The sequence below is a fragment of the Micromonospora sp. NBRC 101691 genome (genome assembly GCF_030269285.1).
GTDB classification, from domain to species: domain Bacteria; phylum Actinomycetota; class Actinomycetes; order Mycobacteriales; family Micromonosporaceae; genus Micromonospora; species Micromonospora echinospora.
In genome coordinates, this window is sequence record NZ_BSTB01000018.1 from 165195 (window position 1) to 181295 (window position 16101).

General features: G+C 73.0%; 15 protein-coding genes. 12 read left to right on the plus strand and 3 right to left on the minus strand.

What is annotated here, in order from left to right; translation table 11 throughout:
* The first annotated feature begins 2 nt into the window (after window positions 1-2).
* The 9 genes from QSK20_RS24535 to QSK20_RS24575 all read left to right on the plus strand — a co-directional run bounded on the left by QSK20_RS24535 (window position 3) and on the right by QSK20_RS24575 (window position 9947).
* Window positions 3-1313 (plus strand): ATP-grasp domain-containing protein, encoded by a 1311-nt coding sequence (locus QSK20_RS24535; RefSeq protein WP_285790967.1) that lies wholly within the window; start codon window positions 3-5, stop codon window positions 1311-1313.
* Window positions 1310-2614, plus strand: coding sequence for an MFS transporter (locus QSK20_RS24540; protein WP_285790968.1), 1305 nt, complete (start codon window positions 1310-1312; stop codon window positions 2612-2614). The genes QSK20_RS24535 and QSK20_RS24540 overlap by 4 nt, the downstream gene beginning before the upstream one ends.
* Before the next feature lie 19 nt (window positions 2615-2633).
* Window positions 2634-3785, plus strand: a complete 1152-nt coding sequence (locus tag QSK20_RS24545; protein ID WP_285790969.1) for an ABC transporter substrate-binding protein — start codon at window positions 2634-2636, stop codon at window positions 3783-3785.
* On the plus strand, window positions 3782-4903 hold the full coding sequence (locus tag QSK20_RS24550) for a FecCD family ABC transporter permease (protein ID WP_285790970.1): 1122 nt from the start codon (window positions 3782-3784) through the stop codon (window positions 4901-4903). The genes QSK20_RS24545 and QSK20_RS24550 overlap by 4 nt, the downstream gene beginning before the upstream one ends.
* Entirely contained in the window at window positions 4900-5724 is an 825-nt protein-coding gene (locus QSK20_RS24555; RefSeq protein ID WP_285790971.1) for an ABC transporter ATP-binding protein, read from the plus strand. Before QSK20_RS24550 ends, QSK20_RS24555 begins: the two co-directional genes overlap by 4 nt.
* Before the next feature lie 79 nt (window positions 5725-5803).
* A complete protein-coding gene (locus tag QSK20_RS24560) occupies window positions 5804-6331 on the plus strand; it encodes a P-loop NTPase family protein (protein ID WP_285790972.1) in 528 nt (175 codons plus the stop codon).
* Window positions 6332-6568: 237 nt separating this feature from the next.
* A complete protein-coding gene (locus QSK20_RS24565) occupies window positions 6569-7768 on the plus strand; it encodes an RNA ligase RtcB family protein (protein ID WP_285790984.1) in 1200 nt (399 codons plus the stop codon).
* Window positions 7765-8421 carry a peptide chain release factor H gene (gene prfH / locus QSK20_RS24570; RefSeq protein ID WP_285790973.1) on the plus strand — a complete coding sequence of 219 codons (657 nt, stop codon included), beginning with the start codon at window positions 7765-7767 and terminating at the stop codon, window positions 8419-8421. The genes QSK20_RS24565 and prfH overlap by 4 nt, the downstream gene beginning before the upstream one ends.
* Before the next feature lie 149 nt (window positions 8422-8570).
* Complete coding sequence (locus QSK20_RS24575) at window positions 8571-9947, plus strand: glycosyl hydrolase family 18 protein (RefSeq protein WP_285790974.1); 1377 nt, start codon at window positions 8571-8573, stop codon at window positions 9945-9947.
* A 112-nt stretch (window positions 9948-10059) separates the two neighbouring features.
* Here the strand turns inward: QSK20_RS24575 and QSK20_RS24580 are convergent, their stop codons facing one another.
* A complete protein-coding gene (locus tag QSK20_RS24580; RefSeq protein WP_285790975.1) occupies window positions 10060-10848 on the minus strand; it encodes an SIR2 family NAD-dependent protein deacylase in 789 nt (262 codons plus the stop codon).
* 170 nt (window positions 10849-11018) lie between these two features.
* Between QSK20_RS24580 and QSK20_RS24585 the strand changes: the two genes are divergently transcribed.
* Together QSK20_RS24585 and QSK20_RS24590 are read left to right on the plus strand one after the other, a co-directional pair.
* Entirely contained in the window at window positions 11019-12329 is a 1311-nt protein-coding gene (locus QSK20_RS24585) for a serine/threonine-protein kinase (RefSeq protein WP_285790976.1), read from the plus strand.
* A gap of 88 nt (window positions 12330-12417) precedes the next feature.
* Entirely contained in the window at window positions 12418-14199 is a 1782-nt protein-coding gene (locus tag QSK20_RS24590; RefSeq protein WP_285790977.1) for a substrate-binding and vWA domain-containing protein, read from the plus strand.
* A 113-nt stretch (window positions 14200-14312) separates the two neighbouring features.
* On the opposite strand, the gene QSK20_RS24595 is transcribed toward QSK20_RS24590, so the two are convergent.
* On the minus strand, window positions 14313-14618 hold the full coding sequence (locus QSK20_RS24595) for an amphi-Trp domain-containing protein (RefSeq protein ID WP_285790978.1): 306 nt from the start codon (window positions 14616-14618) through the stop codon (window positions 14313-14315).
* A gap of 49 nt (window positions 14619-14667) precedes the next feature.
* Window positions 14668-15402 (minus strand): YqjF family protein, encoded by a 735-nt coding sequence (locus QSK20_RS24600; protein WP_285790979.1) that lies wholly within the window; start codon window positions 15400-15402, stop codon window positions 14668-14670.
* 240 nt (window positions 15403-15642) lie between these two features.
* Here QSK20_RS24600 and QSK20_RS24605 point away from each other — a divergent pair, with 240 nt between their 5' ends.
* Window positions 15643-15990, plus strand: a complete 348-nt coding sequence (locus QSK20_RS24605; RefSeq protein WP_285790980.1) for a hypothetical protein — start codon at window positions 15643-15645, stop codon at window positions 15988-15990.
* The last annotated feature ends 111 nt before the right edge of the window (window positions 15991-16101 follow it).

A 16101-nucleotide genomic window follows, 5' to 3' on the forward strand; every position in this document is an offset into this window, starting at 1 on the left:
CATTGACCTCGTCCGTACAGAACCCGCCACCGCCGACCGGCCCCCGTACCGTGGTGATGGTCGACGTGTACGCGCCGACCATGCGGCTGGCCCGGGCCTTCGCCGACGCCGGCTGCGCCGTCGTCCGGGTGCGCAGCACCCCGGAGATCCCCGCCGTGTACCAGGGGCACGCCGACCCGGCCGCCGAGGCGCTCTTCGTCGACACCATCGTCCACTCCGGTGACGTCGAGTCGACCGGCAAGGCGGTCGCCGACCACGACCCGGTCGCCGTCGTGACCGGCGGTGAACTGGGCGTCGAGCTGGCCGACCGGCTGAGCGAGACGCTCGGCCTGACCAGCAACGGGACGCGTCACAGCGCGGCCCGGCGGGACAAGTACCGCCAGATCGCCGCGGTCCGGGCGGCCGGGCTGCCCACCGCCCGCCAGCTGCTCGTCACCGATGCCGACGAACTGGACGACTGGCACCGGGAACTGGGCGCCCGGGTGGTGGTCAAGCCGGTGCGCAGCGCCGGCAACGACGGGGTGGCCTTCTGCGACACCCCGGCCGAGTCGGTCGCCGCCTACCGGGCGGTGGCCGGGGCCCGCAACATCTTCTCCCTGCCCAACGACGCGGTGGTCGCGCAGGAGTACCTCGCCGGCACCGAGTACGTGGTCAACACGGTCAGCCGCGACGGCCGGCACCGGGCCACCGACGTCTGGCGGTACACCAAGATCTCCGCCAACGGGGTCCGCGACCGGATCAGCGGCGCGGTTCTGGTGGCGCCCGACGCGCCGGTGCGGGACACCCTCGTCCGGTACGCCGCCGGGGTCCTCGACGCCCTCGACGTGCGGCACGGCCCGGCCCACCACGAGATCATGCTCACCGCCGACGGGCCCCGCCTGGTCGAGGTCGGGGTGCGACTGTGCGGCGCGGACACCGCCGCCCAGGCGCTGCTGGCCCTCGGGGAGTCCCAGGTCGAACGGACCGTCCAGGCCTACCTCGACCCGGCCGGGTTCCTGGCCGCCGTGGACGACCCCCAGCAACTCCGCCGGCACGTGGCGATGGCCTTCCTCACCGCCCCGGTCACCGGGACCCTGCGCGGCTATCCGCTGCTCGACCGGGTCCGGGAGCTGGAGAGCCTGCACGAGATCCAGATCGGGGTGCGGCCCGGCCAGCGGCTGCCGTTGACCGTGGACGACACCACCGAGCCGATGATGGTCGTCCTCGCCCACCCCCGTGCCGAGGTGGTCGAACGCGACCTGGCCACGGTCGGCTGGCTCGACGGGTACGGCTTCTACGACCTGGAGCCCGAGACCACCGCGAGCGCCGCGTGAACGCGGTGGCGGCCCGCTATACCCAGCTGTGGCGGGTGCCGGGAGCGCCGCTGCTGCTCGTCGGTGGGGTGGTGGCCCGGCTCGGCCAGGGCGTCACCGTGCTCGCCTGGATCCTGCTGGTCCGCACCACCACCGGTTCCTTCGCCGACGCCGCCCTGGTCGGGGCGTCGGTCTCGCTCGCCACGGCGGTCACCGCGCCGGTCGGCGGCCGGCTCGCCGACCGCTTCGGCGCGCACCGGGTGCTGCCGGTCTACGGCGCGGCCTACGCCACCGCCCAACTGCTGCTGCTGGCGGCCACCCTGACCCGACAGCCGGTGCCGCTGCTCTGCGTCCTCGCCGCCGTGTCCGGGGCGCTCTTCCCGGCCACCAGCCCCGCCCTGCGCGCGGCGTGGACCGTGCTCACCGGCGAGGGCACCGGCCGGGAGGACGTCCGCAGCACCGCCATGGCCGCCGAGTCGACGCTGTTCGAGCTGGTCTTCGTGGTCGGCCCGCTGCTGCTCTCCGCGGCGATGCTGGTCGCCGACCCGCTCGGCGCGCTGACCGGCGCCCGGCCCGGCGTCGCCGGCCCGGCCGCCGCGATCGTCCTGGCCGCCCTCTGCGCCGGCGGCGGAACGGCGCTGCTCGCCCGGGGCCGGGCGCTGCGGCAGCTCCGCCCGCACACCGGCGCCCCGACCCGGGGGCTCGGGCCGCTGCGGTCGCCCCGGATGCCGGCGCTGCTGTTATGCGCCGCCGGGGTCGCGTTCTCCTTCGGCGCGTCCCCGGTCGCGGTGGCCGCGTTCGCCGCCGAGCACGACGGCGAGCGCGCCGAGGCGGTCACCGGGGTGCTGATCGCCGTCTGGAGCCTGGGCAGCGCCGCCGCCGGCCTCTGGTACGGCGCCCGCAACTGGCAGACCCCGCTGACCCGGCAGCTGACCTGGCTGCTGGCCGGCCTCTCGGTCGGGTACGCCGCCTGGGCGCTGTCGCCGAACAGCACCGTGCTCGGCGGGGTGCTGCTGCTCAGCGGGGCGGTGATCGCCCCGGCGATGACCGTGCAGGCCGGACTGATGGCCCGGATCGCCCCGGCGTCGATGCTCACCGAGGCGTACACCTGGCTGACCACCGTCAACCTGTCCCTGGCCGCGCTCGGCTCCGCGGTGACCGGCGCGATCGTGGACGGGCCCGCCGGCGCGGTCGGCGGCTTCCTGGTCTGCGCCGCGGCGGCCGCCGCCGCGGCCGTCCTGGCCGCCTGGCCGGGCGTGCTCGCCCCACGCCGCCCCCGCGACGTCGTCGACCGACCGGCCGACCCGCTGCGGGTCCCCTGATGACCCACGAAAGGTACCGATGAACGTCCCGAACATCGCGCGTCGCCCCCGCGCGGCCCTCGCCGGGCTGCTGGCTGTCGTCCTCGGCCTGACCCTCGCCGCGTGCGGTGGCGCCGACAGCGCGACCACCTCGGCCGGGCCGGCGAAGACGGCCTCCATCACCGACCACTGGAAACGGACCGTCGAGGTGCCGGTCGACCCGGAGCGCGTCGTGGTGTTGGAGTGGGAGGGGCTGATCACCAAGAGCATGCGGATCTTCGGTGTCGAGGACACCCTCGTCGGAGTCGACACCGCCACGAAGAAGATGGGCTACCGCGCCAGGCTCGTGCCCGCCATCGACCGGGCCGAGGCGCTCGGCTCCCCGTGGAGCGGGGTCAACTACGAGCGCCTGGCCGGCCTCCGGCCCGACGTGGTGTTCCTGGAGGCCTGGGTGGCCAGCCAGGAGAACCGGACGTTGCACCAGGAGGTGATCGACAAGATCGAGTCCCTCGGCATCCCCGTGGTGGTCCTGCTCTCGCCGTCCAACTTCGACGAGCCGGACATCAGCACCGCCTGGGAGCACATCACCATCACCGGCGAGGTCTTCGGCCGGCAGGCGGAGGCCGCGAAGCTCGTCGGACGGCTCCAGGCCGGCATCGACCGGATCACCGCCCGGACCCGGGACATCCCCGAGGCCGAGCGCACCCCGGTGGCGTACTTCGCCACGATCAACAACGTGATGGGTACGAAGAGCATCCAGTCGTACCTGCTCACCGAGGTCGTCGGGGCCCGCAACGTGGCCGGGCCGGGCACCTTCGTCACCGTCTCCGAGGAGAAGCTGCTCGCCCTCGACCCGGACGCGATGGTGGTCGCCGGCCACGAGGGCTACCTCGACCCGGCCCTGATCCACGCCGGCCGGCACGCCGGCCTGAACTGGGCCAACCTCGCCGAGATGCGGGCCATCAAGAACAAGCGCCTGGTCGCGCTCGGCTACGACGAGTGGCGGGCCACCGTGGAGACCCCGATCGCATTGCTGAAGATGGCCAAGCTGGCGTACCCGGAGCGGTTCGCCGACGTCGACGTCGCCGCCGAGGAGGTCGCCTTCTACCGGGAGGTCTACGGCCTGGACGAGCAGCGCGCCCGGGAGGCCATCGAGGCGCAGAAGTACGTCGGGGACCTGGAGGTCCGGTGACCCCACCCGCCTCCCGCGCCGTCCTTCCCCCGGTGACCGGGACACCGGTGCCGGGGAGGGACGGCGTCCCGCCGCGCGACGGCGCGGTCGCCCCCACCGCCGCCCGCAGCAACCGCCTCCGGATCCTGCTGCTCGTCGCCACCACCCTGCTCGTCGGCGTGGTGGCGGTGGGCTCCATCATGGTCGGCGCCTACGTCATTCCGGTCGGCGACGTGCTGGCCGTGCTCGCCGCCCGGGTCGGTCTGACCGACGGCACCGACAGTCTCCACGACTCCGTGGTGTGGGACATGCGGCTGACCCGGGTGCTGCTCGCCGGGGCGGTCGGCGCCGCCCTCGCCTGTAGCGGGGCGGCCTACCAGGGCACCTTCCGCAATCCCCTGGTGGAGCCGTTCATCCTCGGGGTCAGCGCCGGCGCGGCCTTCGGCGCGGGCGTGTCCGTCATGGTGGACCTGCCGCTGTCGATGCAGGTGATGGCCTTCGTCTTCGGCATGGTCGCGGTCGGACTGACCTACGGCCTCTCCCGGGTACGCGGGGAACGCCCCACCGTCACCCTGATCCTCGCCGGGGTGGTGGTCGGGTCGTTCTTCTCCGCGGTCTTCGCCCTCTTCCAGTACGTCGGCACCGACGAGCAGCTCCGCCGCCTGGTCTTCTGGATCATGGGTGGCTTCTACCGGGCCACCTGGAGCGACGTCGCCGTGGTGGTGCCGGCCTCGGTGCTCGGGTGCCTGCTGCTCTGGCGGACCGGCTGGCGGATGAACATCCTCAGCCTCGGCGACGACGAGGCGCGGTCCCTCGGCGTCGACCCCGAACCACTGCGCCGGCGGGTGATCGTCCTGGCCACCGCGCTGACCGCGCTGGCCGTCTCGGTCTCCGGCATCATCGCCTGGGTGGGGCTGCTCGTCCCGCACGCCGCCCGGCTGCTCGTCGGACCGGACCACCGCTTCGTCGTCCCGCTGTCGGCCACCCTGGGCGCGGTCTTCGTCATGGTCTGCGACGTCGTCGCCCGCACCATCCACTCCGGTGAGGTGCCGATCACCATCATCACCTCCATCCTCGGGGCGCCGTACCTGGTCTACCTGCTGCGCACCCGGTCCACCTTCCTGGGAGCGCAGTCGTGACGCTCCGGGTGCGGGGCCTCACCTTCGCCTACGGCCAGCGGCCGGTGCTCGACGGCATCGACCTCGACCTGCGGGCCGGGGAACTGTGCGCGCTGTTCGGCCCGAACGGCAGCGGCAAGTCCACCCTGTACCGGTGCGTCCTCGGGCACCTGCGGCACGGCGGTAGCGTCACCCTCGACGGCACCGACCTGGGCCGGCTGCGTCCCGCCGAGGTCGCCCGCCGGGTGTCGTACGTGCCGCAGCAGCACACCAACCCGTTCCCGTTCACCGTGCTGGACATGGTGCTGATGGGCCGTACCCCGCACCTCGGCGGGGTGTTCGGCCCCCGGCGGCGCGACGTCGAGGCCTGCGAGCGGGTCCTGGAGCAGGTCGGCCTGGCCACCGACCGGGACCGGTACTACCACACGCTCAGCGGCGGGCAACGCCAGCTCGTGCTGATCGCCCGTGCCCTGGCGCAGGACTGCGACGTGCTGCTGCTCGACGAGCCCACCGCCAGCCTCGACTTCGGTAACCAGATGTGGGTCTGGCGCACCGTGCGCGACCTGGCCCGCGCCGGACGGGCGGTACTGGTCTGCACCCACGAGCCCAACCACGTGCTGTGGTTCTGCGACCGGGTGGTGGCGCTGGGCCGCGAGGGACGGCTCCTGGCCGACGGCACGCCCCGGGAGGTCGTCACCACCGACCTGGTGACCATGCTGTACCCCTCGGTGGGGGCGCTCACCACCAGCACCGACGTCGCGGTCGCCCCCGCCGGCACGCACGCGCCGGTCACCGACCGGGTTCCGCCCGGTCACGGTCCGTCCGCGTCCGCCCGACCGTGACGGGGGTCCGCGTCGGGGCCGGCCCGGCCCCGGGTCCGTCGTCCCGGGGCCGCTGGCCCGGGTGCCGTACGCTGCCGCGATGAGCCCACCGGCCCGCATCCTGGTCTACGGCGTGTACGGGGCCGGCAAGTCCACCCTCGCCGCCCGGCTGGCCGACCGGTTCGGGCTGCCGTGGTATCCGGTCGACGATCTGCTCTGGCAGCCCGGCTGGGTGGAGGTGCCGGTCCCGCAGCAGCGCAGCCGGATCGAGGAGATCTGCCGGCGGGACCGGTGGGTCCTCGACGGGGCGTACCACGGATGGCGGGACGTGCCGCTGGCCCGCGCCGACCTGGTCGTCGGCCTGGACTACCCGCGTTGGCTCTCCTTCTGGCGGCTGCTGCGTCGCACCCTCGGTCGGCTGTTCACCGGGGAGGAGATCTGCAACGGCAACCGGGAGTCGCTGGGCAGCGTGCTCTCCCGGGACTCCGTCCTGGTCTGGCACGTGGCCGCGTTCGGACGGGCGCGGCGACGGATGCGCACCTGGCAGGCCGACCCGTCCGGGCCGCCGGTGCTGCTGTTCCGTTCCCCGGCGGCCCTGGACCGTTGGCTGGCCGACCTGCCCCGGTAGCCCTCGGCCGAATCGGTCGTCGCCACCTGCGGCGACCGGCCGGGCTAAACCAGTTGCCGCGCGGGCCGGGCTCCGCCACCGTGGGGGCATGACGTACTGACGGACACCACCTCGCCGAGCCGACGCTCCCGCCCGCGCACGAACCGCGCCGTCCGGGGGAGCCGTCGTGCCGTCCGTCCCCCTCCTCGCGAACGAGAGAACGTCACCTTGTCGCAGCACCAGCCCCGGCAGGGGTTCCTGCCGCCGTCCGTCCCGACCACCGGAACCGCCACCGTCACCGTCTTCGCCGGCTCCCGGAGCTGGATCGAGTCCGACGCCGTCACGCAGTGCCACCAGGTGGCGGCCTTCGACGGCATGATCCACGTCGCCGGCATGCCGGACCTGCACCCCGGCAAGGGTGCCCCGATCGGCGCGGCGATGGCGTCGACCGTGTTGTATCCGCATCTGGTGGGCTCCGACATCGGCTGCGGCATCGCCGTCTTCCCCGTCGACCTGAAGCGCGTCGTGCCCGAGCAAATCGCCAACCGGTTCCCTGACCTCGACCACGCCCTGGACCCGGACCGGGACGCCGACGACCCGGCCTGGTCCGTGGTGGACGGCGACATCCCCGCCGGTCACGTCGAAGGGCTGGGGACGGTGGGGCGGGGCAACCACTTCGTCGAGCTGGCCCGGGTCCGGGACGTCCTCGACCCGGGGCACGCCGACCGCCTCGGGCTCGCCGCCGGCCAGGTCGTCCTGATCGTGCACAGCGGATCCCGGGGGCTGGGGGAGCAGATCCTGCGGGCGCACACCGAGCGGCACGGGGCGGGCCCCGCCGCCGACCCCGCCGCGTACCTGGCCCGGCACGACGCCGCAGTGCGCTGGGGTTCGGTCAACCGTCGGCTGATCGCCGCCCGGGTCGCGCACGCCCTGGGCGCCCGGCCGACCGCCCCGATCGTCGACCAGTGCCACAACCTCGTCGAGATCCGCGACGGGGTCTACCTGCACCGCAAGGGCGCGGCCCCGGGCGACGGCCGGGACGTCCTGGTCGCCGGCACCCGGGGCACCTGTTCCTACCTGGTGGCCGCGCACGCCGGGCCGGACGCCAACTGGTCGGTGGCCCACGGCGCGGGCCGCAAGATGTCCCGCGCCGACGCCCTGCGCCGGGGTCGGGCCAAGCACACGGTCGAGGAACTGCGCCGGACGCCGGTGGGCTCGCTGGTGGTCTGCGGCGACCGTCAACTGCTCTTCGAGGAGGCTCCGACGGCGTACAAGCGGATCGAGCAGGTGATCGCCGACCTCACCGCACACGGCCTGGCCACCCCCGTGGTCGCGACGGTCCCGCTGGTGACCTACAAGACGGCCGACCACCCCCGGGGTGACATCCGGCCCGACCGGCGACGGGACCACCGGCCCGACCGGCGACGGGACCACCGGCGCGGTCGGGGGCGGTCGTGAGCGGGTCGGCCGTCCGGCCGGGCGCGGCCGAGGAACACCTGCTCCTGTCCGCCGGACGGGGACCGCAGGAGTGTGCCTGGGCGGTCGCCCAGCTCGTCCGCCGCCTGGAGACCGAAGCCGGCCGGCAGGGCCTGACCACCCGTCGGGTCCAGACCGTCCCCGGCGACCGGCCCGGCACCCACCGGTCGGTCCTGCTGCGGATCTCCGGCGACGGTGTCGGGCCGTTCGTCGGCTCGTGGACCGGAACGCTGTGCTGGCAGGCGCCGAGTCCCTACCGGGCGGACACCGGACGCAAGAACTGGTACGTCGTCGCCCGGCCGTGCGAGGTCGACGCGCCGCGTACGTCCTTCACCGAGGCGGATGTCGACGTGGTCGGGTGCCGCACCGGCGGACCCGGCGGGCAGCACCGGAACAAGGCCAGCACCGCGGTACGGGCGACCCACCGCCCCTCGGGCCTGGTCGTCGTGGTCGATACCGAACGGCAGTTCAGCCAGAACCGCCGTCTCGCCCTGGAGCTGCTTCGGCAGCGCATCGCGCACGACGACCGGGAAGCGGGCCGGGCCGGCACCGCCGCCCGCTGGCGCATCCACGACGAACTCGTTCGCGGCGACCCGATCCGGGTGGAGCGGCCCGACACCGGCCCCAAACATTGACCAGTGTCATTGACGGCAATAGTTAATACTCTTTAGGATTTGGCTGCCTCGAGGAAGACCGTCCCCGTCCCGCCCGTACGCCCGACCGGTGGCTGGCCGTCCAGCGCCGGCCGGGACGGCACGGCGTCCCGCCCACGGGAAGGCCCTCGATGTCCTCACCACGTCCCCGCCGCCGGTCGGCCCTGGCCGCCGGTCTGCTCGCCCTCGCCACCGCGGCCGCGACCCTCACCGTGACCCCGACCGCCGCCGAGGCGGTCGTGCTGCCGAACAACTTCAAGAGCGTCGGCTACATGCCGTCCTGGAGCGGCGACGTCAACACCGTCCAGTACCGCAAGCTGACCCACATCAACTACGCCTTCGTGCTGCCCAACAGCAACGGCACCCTGCGCCCGGTGGAGAACCCCGGCAAACTGTCCTCCCTGGTGTCGCTCGGGCACGCCAACAACGTCAAGGTGTCCATCGCGATCGGCGGCTGGAACGACGGCGACGACTCGGCCTTCGAGGCGCTCGCCGCCAACTCCGCCACCCGCACCACCTTCGTCAACACCGTGGTCAACTTCGTCAACCAGTACAACCTCGACGGCGTCGACATGGACTGGGAGTACCCGGACCCCGGCGCCTCGGCCACCAACTACAGCCTGCTCATGCAGCAACTGAGCGGCGCCCTGCGCAGCCGGGGCAAACTGCTCACCGCCGCCGTCGTCAGCGAGGGCTACTACGTGCAGGGTGTGCCGACCTCGGTGTTCGGCCACGTCGACTGGCTGAACATCATGGCGTACGACGGCGGCAGCCCGCACGCCAACTACGACTGGTCGATCAACGCGGTGAACGGGTGGAAGGCGCGCGGCCTGCCGGCCAGCAAGGTGGTGCTCGGCGTGCCCTTCTACAGCCGGCCCGGCTACTACACCTACGCCGCGTTGGTCGGGATGGACCCGGCCAACGCCAACCGGGACTGCACCACGGTCGGCGGCGCCCAGCAGTGCTACAACGGCATCCCGACGGTCAAGCGCAAGACCCAGTGGGCGCTGGCCAACGCCGGCGGCATGATGAACTGGGAACTCTCCCAGGACACCACCGGCTCGACCTCCCTGGTCAGCGCGATCTACGACACCGTCATGGGTGGCACCACGCCGCCGCCGGGACGCACCGGCCCGATCACCGGCATCGGCGGCAAGTGCGTGGACGTCGCCGCCGCCGGCACCGCGAACGGCACCGCCGTCCAGCTCTACGACTGCAACGGCACCGCCGCGCAGACCTGGACCGTCGGGGCCGACGGCACCCTGCGCGCGCTCGGCAAGTGCGCCGACGTCACCAGCGCCTCCACCGCCAACGGGGCGAAGATCCAACTCTGGGACTGCAACGGCACCGGTGCCCAGGTGTGGCAGGCCCAGTCCAACGGGACGCTGCGCAACCCGCAGTCGAACCGGTGCCTGGACGCCACCGACAACAGCTCCGCCAACGGCACGCGGTTGCAGATCTGGGACTGCTTCGGCGGCGCCAACCAGGTGTGGCGCCTGCCGGCCTGACCTGACCGGTGACCCCGGCCGCCCCCGTCGGCGGCCGGGGCCGCAGGATGGCCGCTTCGCGCGAACCGCAGGCAGGTCTCCGGCCACGGAGCCGCCGTCCGGTCACGCCGTCCTAACCCGCCGGGTCACCCCACGCCGCGTCGACGAGGGCGGGGAGCACGGTTGCCGCCGGACCGCGCAGGTTGACCTCGGCGACCGGGTCCAGCGGGGTCCGCTCCGGATTGACCTGGATCACGGCGGCGCCGAGGCGGGCAGCCACCTGGGGAATCTCAGCCGCCGGGTAGACCAGTCCGGACGTGCCGACGGTCACCAGCACATCGCACGAGGAGGCCGCCTCGACGGCCGCTTCCAGCGCCGCACCGGGCAGTGCCTCGCCGAACCACACCACGCCGGGTCGGACCGGGGCCGCGCAGCGCGCGCACTCCGGTGGGGACACCCGCCGGCCGTCCGCCGGCTCGTCCTCCGTGTCGTCCGGCGTCGGCGCCGGGTGGGCGCAGGCCGAGCAGCGCGGGGCGAACAGGCTGCCGTGCAGGTGGATCGCCTCGGGTGAACCGGCGCGTTCGTGCAGGTCGTCGACGTTCTGGGTGATCAGGACAGCGCCCGGGACGTGGGCCTGGATCGCGGCCACGGCCCGGTGACCCGGGTTCGGTCGGGCCTGCCGTACGGCGTGCCGACGCCACTCGTACCAGCCCCACACGAGGGCGGGGTCTGCCTGGAAGGCCTCCGGTGTGGCGAGCGCCTGGGCGTCGTACCGCTGCCACAGCCCGGTGAGGGCGTCGCGGAAGGTGGGCACCCCGCTCTCGGCGGACATCCCCGCCCCGGTGAACACCACGACCCGCCGGGCCCGTCCGAGCAGTTCCGCGGCCTCACGTACCGGCTGGCCCACCGGGATACCGTCCACCCGGAGAACCTACCGTCCGACCGGACGGGCTCCACCCGCCGGGGCGGGGGCTCCTCGACGGTCGGGACGCCGGCCGGCGGGCGGTCCGCCACGACCGGGTGGGAGCGTGGCACCATAACCCTGTCCTCCGCCGTCCGGTGGCCGGGAAACGACACTGATGGAGTCCGCCGATGACAGGAGTGGCCGACGCGCCGGTGCCGGGGCTGGCGCCGCTGTGGACGCACGATCCGGTCGCCGCCGGTCCCTACCGGCTGCTCGGCCGGCTCGGCGCGGGCGGCCAGGGCGTGGTCTACCTCGGCGAGGACGACGAGGGCCACCGGGTGGCGGTCAAGATGATCAACGCCGACCTGAGTGACCTCCGGATCCGGTCACAGTTCATGAAGGAGATCGCGGCGGCACGCCGGGTCGCCCCCTTCTGCACCGCGCAGGTGCTCTTCGCCGACGTGGACGGTGAGCAGCCCTACGTGGTCAGCGAGTTCATCCAGGGCCCCACCCTCTACCGGCACGTACGCGAACACGGTCCGGTCGCCGGCAACGCGCTGCACCGGCTCGCCATCGGCACGGCCACCGCGCTCGCCGCGATCCACCGTGCCGACGTGGTGCACTGTGACCTGAAGCCGGACAACGTGGTGCTCGGTCCGGACGGCCCCCGGGTGATCGACTTCGGCATCGCCCGCGCCCTGGGCGTCACCGAGACCGTGACCAGCCGGGTGATGGGCACCACCGCCTACATGGCCCCGGAACGGTTCCGTAACGATCCGGTCGGCCCGGCCTGCGACGTCTTCGCCTGGGCCGGCACCATCGCCTACGCCGCAGGTGGACGGCCGCCGTTCGGCAACGACTCGCTCTTCGCGGTGATGCACCGGGTGCTGAACGATCCGCCCGACCTGCCACCGCTCCCGCCGGGTCTCGACGAGGTGATCCAGCAGTGCCTGGCGAAGGAGCCGGGGGACCGGCCGGAGGCCGAGCAGGTGCTGATGCGGCTGCTCGGGCAGGACGCCAGGGTCACCGCCCCGCTCCGCCGGGAGACCGTGCTCCAGGTGGGCAACGAGACCGCCGGGGCACCGACGCCGAACCAGCCGCTGCCGTTGCCCCGCTCCGAACCCGACCCGCCCGCCACTCCGGCACGACCGGCAGTGACGGACCGGACGGCGGTGCAGGCCCGGCCGGTGTCTCCCGACCGGTCCACGGCACCGGGCCTTGCCAGGTCTGTGCCGTCCGACCGTTCCACGGCACCGGGTGGATCCGTCCCGCCCGCCCCGGCGGGTGGCGGCTGGGGACGGCGGCTCCGTCACGAGGCCGGCGACGCCTGGGGCATCTCGACCGCGATCTTCCTCGGCGCGGTCGGCGGCGCCGCCGGTTACGTCGCGTCGAGCGAGGTCACCACGGCCGTGGCGGCCGGTACGGCCACCTTCGTGGTGGTCTACCTGGTCCGGATGCTGCTCGCGGTGGCACTCGGCGGCCGGTCCGACCGTCCCTGACCGGAGGGGCCCGGCTCCGGCCTCATCCGGGTGGCACCGGACCGGTAGGTTGACTGCCATCGCACCGGCCGCCGAGGAGGACGTCCCCATGGCCCCAACCCACACTCGACAGTGGTTGCCGTACACCGCCGCCGTCACCGCCGGGTTAGTGGTCATCACCGGGGCGTTCGTGCTCGTCCGGCAGCAGGAGACAGACACCGAGCGCTCCCGCGACTGCACCGTCAGACTGGAGGTCAACTCCTCCACCGAGAAGGCGGCGCTGCTGGGCGAGCTGGCCGAGCGGTACAACACCGGCGACCGGTCGCTCGACGGCGGCGGCTGCGCCCAGGTGCACGTCAGCGGACTGACCTCGGGCAAGGCCACCGAGGCGCTGGCCGCCGGCTGGAGCGGCACCAACCTGCCGGTGCCGCAGGTCTGGCTGCCGACGTCGAGCCTGTGGACCGGCCAGCTCCGGTTGCTCGACCAGGCCGCCGGCCGGACACCGCAGACCCCGGACACCTACCCGTCGATTGCGAACAGCCCGCTGGTGATCGCGATGCCCAAGCCCAAGGGCGAGCTGGTCCGTCAGCGCGGGCCGGTGGGCTGGGGGGAGGTCCTCGGTCTCTCCGGACGCCAGGGATGGGCCGGCTTCGGCAAGCCGGAGTGGGGACGGTTCACCTTCGGCAAGGACAACCCGAACCTCTCCACGTCGGGACTGGCGGCGACCATCGCCACCTACTACGCCGCCGTGCAACGGTCCAGCGACCTGACCCGGTCCGACCTGACGAACCCGGCGGTCACCCAGTTCGTCCGGCGGATCGAGGCCAACGTGTCGCACTACAGCGACGACGTGGTGGACCTGTTGCGGGACCTCGCCGAGGCCGACCTGGCCGGTGGGGGCGCCAGCACGGACGACATGAGCGCCATCGTCATGCAGGAGGAACTGGTCCACCTCTACAACGAGGGTGAGCTGAGCCCGAAGCAGGAGGGCGAGACGCGGGGCCGCCGGCCGAACGTCCCGCTGGTCGCCGTCCACCCGAAGGAGGGCACCTTCAACCTGGACCACCCGTTCGTGGTGCTGCCGACCGCCGACGAACGGCAGCGGGTGGCGGCGGCCGACTTCCTCGCCTTCCTGACCGAGGACGCCCAGCAGCGCAGCTTCGGCAGCCTCGGCTTCCGGGACCACGAGCGCCAGGCCCCGAAGGAGTTGCTGGCCAGCGTCGGCACCGAGCCGACCAGCGGCCTGACCTACTTCGCGCCGCCGGACCCGGCGGTGGTCGAGGCGATGCTGGACGGCTGGAGCACGCTGCGCAAGAAGGCCAACATCCTGATCGCGCTGGACACCTCCGGATCGATGGAGGCGTCGATCGGTGACCGGACCCGCTTCCAGGTCGCCTCGGCGGCGGCGGCCAAGGGGCTCGCGCTGCTCAACTCGGAGGACCGGGTGGGGCTCTGGTCGTTCTCCTCCGAGACGTCGAAGCGACCGGAGGGCCCGTACCGGGAGGAGGTCCGGCTCGGCGACTTCGACCAGAAACGGATCACCGGCCGGATCGCCGGCCTGCATGTCGAGGGGAGCACCGCGCTCTACGCGACGGTCCGGGCCGCCCACCGGCACCTGGTCGACCGGTACGACCCGGAGCGGATCAACGCCGTCGTCGTGCTGACCGACGGCAAGAACGAGTACAACCGGGACAACGACCTGGCCCGACTGCTCACCGACGTCACACTGGACCCGGACCGCCCGGTCAAGGTCTTCTGCATCGCCTTCGACCGGGACTCCGACTTCGCCACCCTGGACCGGATCGCCAAGGCGTCGTCGGGCAAGGCGTTCGACGCCACCGACCCCACCAAGATCGACGAGGCGTTCGTCAAGCTGGTCAGCAGTTTCTGACCGCCGCCGGACGTCCGGGGCGTTGCACCCTGGCCTGGGGCATCAGCTCAGGCCAGGGTGGTGCGCCGCCGTGGATCCGGGGTCAGGTGTGCCGGTTCACGGTGGAGCGTGGGCTACTCGCCGGTCGTGTCCTCCGCCGACTCGGGTTCCTCCGTGACGGCCTCGGTCTTCCGGACGCCGGGGGCGTCGGTCGCCGTAGCGGCCTTCGGGTTCACCCAGGAGAACTCGATCTCGATGGAGAACTCGTCCTGGTCCTCCTGCTCGATCTCCAGCTCGCACCGCACCTGGTCGGCGACGGCGATGGCGCCCGCAGCGCCGTAGAAGACCTGTCCGGTGGTCTCCAGCTGGCTCGCGAGCTGCCGCAGCCAGGCGGCCAGATCCGCCCGGGACACGGTCCGGGCGTCCTCGTAGATGTCCATGCCGTCATGCTCCCACTCCACCGGTGACGGCCGGCGAGGGGGCGTCCGGTCAGCGGACGACGACCGGTGGACCGAACACCGCCGGCACGCCGGGGGAGTGGAGCACGCTCACCGGTGGGCCGGACGGTGCCGGAAGCCCGGCGGCGGTGACCAGCTCGTCGTCGAGATGCAGCAGCTCCGCCCGGTGCAGCGGCCAACGGGGATGCCAGTTCGGCAGCCGTAGGGTGCGTCCGTACGCCGACGTGTGCAGGGCCCAGCGGGCGGTGAGGAAGTGCTCCAGCGGGGTCGGGTCGTCGACCGGGGCGCCCACCCGGACCGTCATCCGGCTCGTCGCGCCGGCCGGTCCCGGCCACCGGCGTCGGCAGTGATAGGTGTAGCGCTCGCCGTCGCGGTCCAGCCGCATCGCCGACCACAGGTACGGCAGCCGCAGGGACGCCCGGCCGACCAGCACCGGGAGCAGCCGGTCCGCGTCGAGGGACAGGAACACCACGGCACGCCGGCCGGTGCGGTCCACGGAGTAGAGCCGGACGTTGGTCTCCCGGAAGCTGCCGAGGTACGGGACCCCCGGACCCCGTTTCAGGCCCACCCCGACCATCCGGAAGGCGACCAGGCCGACGTAGGTGACCCCGTCGAGGGTGTCCGGTCGGGTGCCGACGGGCAGCAGCGGCGCGACGACCTCCGGTGCCACCGCCCAGTGCAGGAAGGTGGCGTCCTGCCACCGCTGCCGCAGGACGGTCCGGCGGAACGCCTGTCCGGGCGCGGCGGCGATCGGCTCGATGTCCACGTACCCATCGTGCCGTGCGGTCGTCGCCAACCGGCCGGCGGCCTCGTCACCCCGCTCCGTGACGCCCCGTAGCCGGACGCTTCCTGACGGCGTCGGTGGCCCGCCTCGCGCGGCGAACCTCGCCAGGGGGCTGCCCAGCAGGTGAGGCGACCATGGACAGTCCTCTCACGGCGGAGTAGGACAGCAGCTATACCCCCGCCCACGCCTCACTCTTCGTACCTTTTCTGAGAGGACCCCTCCATGCGGTTGAACCGTAGGCGCGTCATCGCGCTGGGAACCTCGGCGGCTGCTGTCGCCGGCTCGGGATTGGTTTCCCAGCCGGCTGGCGCTGCTTCCCCGTCCGACAACTGGAGCTGGCTGCTCCGGCGGTTCGCCCGGTACGGCGACGTCAAGAAGGCGGTACCCGCGGCTGACGAACTGGTGTTCCTGCCTGCCTACGAGCAGCTGGCGCTGCTCGGCCGCAAGGAGAACCGTGTCTCCGCGGTGGACCTGACCGAGGCGCACCTGCGCCGGCTGCGGCTGGTGAACCCGCGACTGAACGCCTTCGTGCACGTCACGGAGGAACTGGCGCGTGAGAGAGTGTTGTGATACCTCGGTGTGATCTTCGCTGACTGTGTCAGCGAAGATCACGTCTGTGTCGCTGTGTCTGTAAACCGGCGTACGAGTCGTCGCTGACGGACGGGCAGTGGGCGGTGATCG

What these genes read in the sequence shown, in the direction of transcription:
- QSK20_RS24545 (WP_285790969.1), top strand. Translation starts at nt 2,634, where the DNA reads ATGAACGTCCCGAACATCGCGCGTCGCCCCCGCGCGGCCCTCGCCGGG.
- QSK20_RS24560 (WP_285790972.1), top strand. Translation starts at nt 5,804, where the DNA reads ATGAGCCCACCGGCCCGCATCCTGGTCTACGGCGTGTACGGGGCCGGC.
- QSK20_RS24575 (WP_285790974.1), top strand. Translation starts at nt 8,571, where the DNA reads ATGTCCTCACCACGTCCCCGCCGCCGGTCGGCCCTGGCCGCCGGTCTG.
- QSK20_RS24585 (WP_285790976.1), top strand. Translation starts at nt 11,019, where the DNA reads ATGACAGGAGTGGCCGACGCGCCGGTGCCGGGGCTGGCGCCGCTGTGG.
- QSK20_RS24590 (WP_285790977.1), top strand. Translation starts at nt 12,418, where the DNA reads ATGGCCCCAACCCACACTCGACAGTGGTTGCCGTACACCGCCGCCGTC.
- QSK20_RS24595 (WP_285790978.1), bottom strand. Translation starts at nt 14,618, where the DNA reads ATGGACATCTACGAGGACGCCCGGACCGTGTCCCGGGCGGATCTGGCC.
- QSK20_RS24605 (WP_285790980.1), top strand. Translation starts at nt 15,643, where the DNA reads ATGCGGTTGAACCGTAGGCGCGTCATCGCGCTGGGAACCTCGGCGGCT.